Origin of the sequence: Klebsiella sp. HMSC16A12, assembly GCF_001808265.1 — a bacterium.
GTDB classification, from domain to species: domain Bacteria; phylum Pseudomonadota; class Gammaproteobacteria; order Enterobacterales; family Enterobacteriaceae; genus Klebsiella; species Klebsiella pneumoniae.
Window position 1 is genome coordinate 1 of sequence record NZ_KV792543.1, and the last position, 2,106, is coordinate 2,106.

The 2,106-nt window shown below is 51.6% G+C and carries 6 protein-coding genes; all 6 read left to right on the forward strand.

Annotated features, from left to right (window positions below; translation table 11 throughout):
• Nucleotides 1-68: 68 nt before the first annotated feature.
• The 6 genes from HMPREF3140_RS03990 (at nt 69) to HMPREF3140_RS04015 (ending at nt 2,016) form a co-directional block, all read left to right on the forward strand.
• The gene (locus HMPREF3140_RS03990; protein ID WP_004152717.1) at nt 69-425 is read left to right on the forward strand and encodes a hypothetical protein; all 357 of its coding nucleotides are present in this window, start codon (nt 69-71) and stop codon (nt 423-425) included.
• Between the two features lie 60 nt (nt 426-485).
• A complete protein-coding gene (locus HMPREF3140_RS03995; protein ID WP_004152718.1) occupies nt 486-698 on the forward strand; it encodes a hypothetical protein in 213 nt (70 codons plus the stop codon).
• A gap of 10 nt (nt 699-708) precedes the next feature.
• Nucleotides 709-933, forward strand: coding sequence for a hypothetical protein (locus tag HMPREF3140_RS04000; protein WP_004152719.1), 225 nt, complete (start codon nt 709-711; stop codon nt 931-933).
• 80 nt (nt 934-1,013) lie between these two features.
• Nucleotides 1,014-1,334 carry a type II toxin-antitoxin system RelE/ParE family toxin gene (locus HMPREF3140_RS04005; protein WP_004152720.1) on the forward strand — a complete coding sequence of 107 codons (321 nt, stop codon included), beginning with the start codon at nt 1,014-1,016 and terminating at the stop codon, nt 1,332-1,334.
• The gene (locus HMPREF3140_RS04010) at nt 1,324-1,602 is read left to right on the forward strand and encodes a helix-turn-helix domain-containing protein (RefSeq protein ID WP_004152721.1); all 279 of its coding nucleotides are present in this window, start codon (nt 1,324-1,326) and stop codon (nt 1,600-1,602) included. Before HMPREF3140_RS04005 ends, HMPREF3140_RS04010 begins: the two co-directional genes overlap by 11 nt.
• Nucleotides 1,603-2,016: a helix-turn-helix domain-containing protein gene (locus HMPREF3140_RS04015; RefSeq protein ID WP_004182074.1), complete on the forward strand. Its 414-nt coding sequence runs from the start codon at nt 1,603-1,605 to the stop codon at nt 2,014-2,016. It abuts the gene before it with no gap.
• Nucleotides 2,017-2,106: the final 90 nt, after the last annotated feature.

Genomic DNA, 2,106 nt, shown 5'->3' on the forward strand with positions numbered 1-2,106 from the left:
CCGCGGCCCCGGCAACTCAACGGGTGATGGTTTTAAAAGGCAGAAAAACAGACAAAGGAGAAAGCTGGATGAGCACACAAAACGTCAACGAAAAACCCTCCACCAAAGAAAGCACAACCCTCCGGACTGACGGTTTTGTGCGCAACATTCATTCCCGAAACCCGTTCGATGTTATCCGCGCCGATGTAGTGCTTGAACGTATCGAGAAAAAGGCTGGTCGGAGCTGCGGGATGCATTACGAGCTGTATCAGGCCCATCTGCTGGGTGGTGCGCTGGATTATTTGGATGCGCTGCCGTTGAAAGACCGTCCGGTGTTAATGGGCGCTGCGGCAAAGCGCGGCTATCTGCTGACGCTAGCCGAAGAGGAACGCGCGCTGGAAGCACGGGATGTACTGATGAGTGAACTGGCGGCAAACGACTGCTGAGAAATAAACACGGATGGCGGCGTATCGCTGCCATCCCTTAAAGACCAGAGGTAACGCAAAATGAAAGTATACGGCCATCAACACTCATCAGAGGCTTTCTTCCGGGAAACTTCCCCATCCTGTTTTGAACCAAAAGCGGAAAAGGTGATCGCTTTTCATGGAAAGGATGCCAGTTACGCCTATAACGTGCTGGCCGATCTGAAAGCCGCAGGTGCTTCATATACGCGCCGGAATATCATCGCCGATATGTTCCGCCGTCTGGGTGTGAAATGAGGTCTGGGCAATGGAACACGTGAAAGGAAAAATCCAGCAGGGGGCAGGGAACGCCTATTTTGCAGGGATGCAGTGGCGCGGTATTACACTTGGACACGCCGATGCTGCAGCGCTTAATCAGTTTGATATCGATATCAGCAAAGCTCAGGCACCCGAAGCACGCACCTGGTTGCTTCAGAACAAAGCAGAATTCATCGCTCTGATCCTGGGCATTGAAGTCGTAAAGGTCGGGTAGTGAGAAGCCAGCTAACTTAGCTCTTGAGCTAAGTTAGCTTTTGAGCTAATGTGTGCACATACGGACCAGAGATTACATTCATGTTCACAGTCATCTTTCATGATGAGGCTGAAAAAGAGTTTACGGCTCTGCCTGCTGCCATTCGTGCAAAAATGGCCAGGCTACTCATGAAGCTGGAAGCAAACCCTCGCCAGCTACGCGAGCCAGATACCAAGCCGCTTGGAAACGGCCTTTTCGAAATACGTACAATGGGGGCAGATATCGCCCGCGGAATCTGGGTATATCAGAGTGGTGAACGTATTTTTCTACTTCGGATCTTTATCAAAAAATCGCCAAAAACGCCCCCGGCAGAAATAGATCAGGCACTTCGCAGACTGGAGGAAATGCAGAATGAAATATAAAACCCTTAGCCAGGTTCATACCGAAGCAATGAACGATCATGAGTACAGCGCGGCATTCGAGGCAGAAGAAGCCTCGGAGCTACTTCGGGAAACCTTAGCAACATGGAGAAAAGAAGCGGGTTTGACGTCGGCACAGGTTGCAGAACGTATGGGCATCAAAGCGCCTACTATCTCACGTATGGAGAAGAACGCTTCGCGAATGAGTATTCAGACGCTGGTTCGGTACGCCAGAGCCTGCGGTGTTAACTTTAAAATTCAGCAGGTTTGAATGATTAGCGATGCCAATAAAGCGGTGAATGACCTGGCGAGTATTGTCCCTCTGCTGGGTGGCAGTTCGTCCCGCAAAGATTACGAAGAGGCACGTAAACTCGTTGAATATCTTCTGGAACATGATCCGGACAGCCCGCTGGTTGATATGCTGACTGCCCGCATCGATGCCTGGGAAGATAACGCGGTGGAATTTGAAGAATTTAATACGCGCTTCGAAGCAGGCAAAAACGGTGTATCGTTGCTGCGGGTTCTTATGCAGCAATACGGGCTTTCTCAGTCCGATTTCGAAAACGAGATAGGTAATAAATCGCTCGTCAGCCGGATCCTCAGTGGTGAACGCAGTCTGACCTTTGATCACATGCGGGCGCTGGCAAATCGATTTCAAATCCCGGTCTCGATGTTTGTTGACTGATTCGGGAACAGAGCAGGCGAATGGGGCCTCGGTCCCCGTCTGGCCGCGCCTCGAAAGGCCGCGCGCCTGCGGCGCCGGGAAAACCGGGCC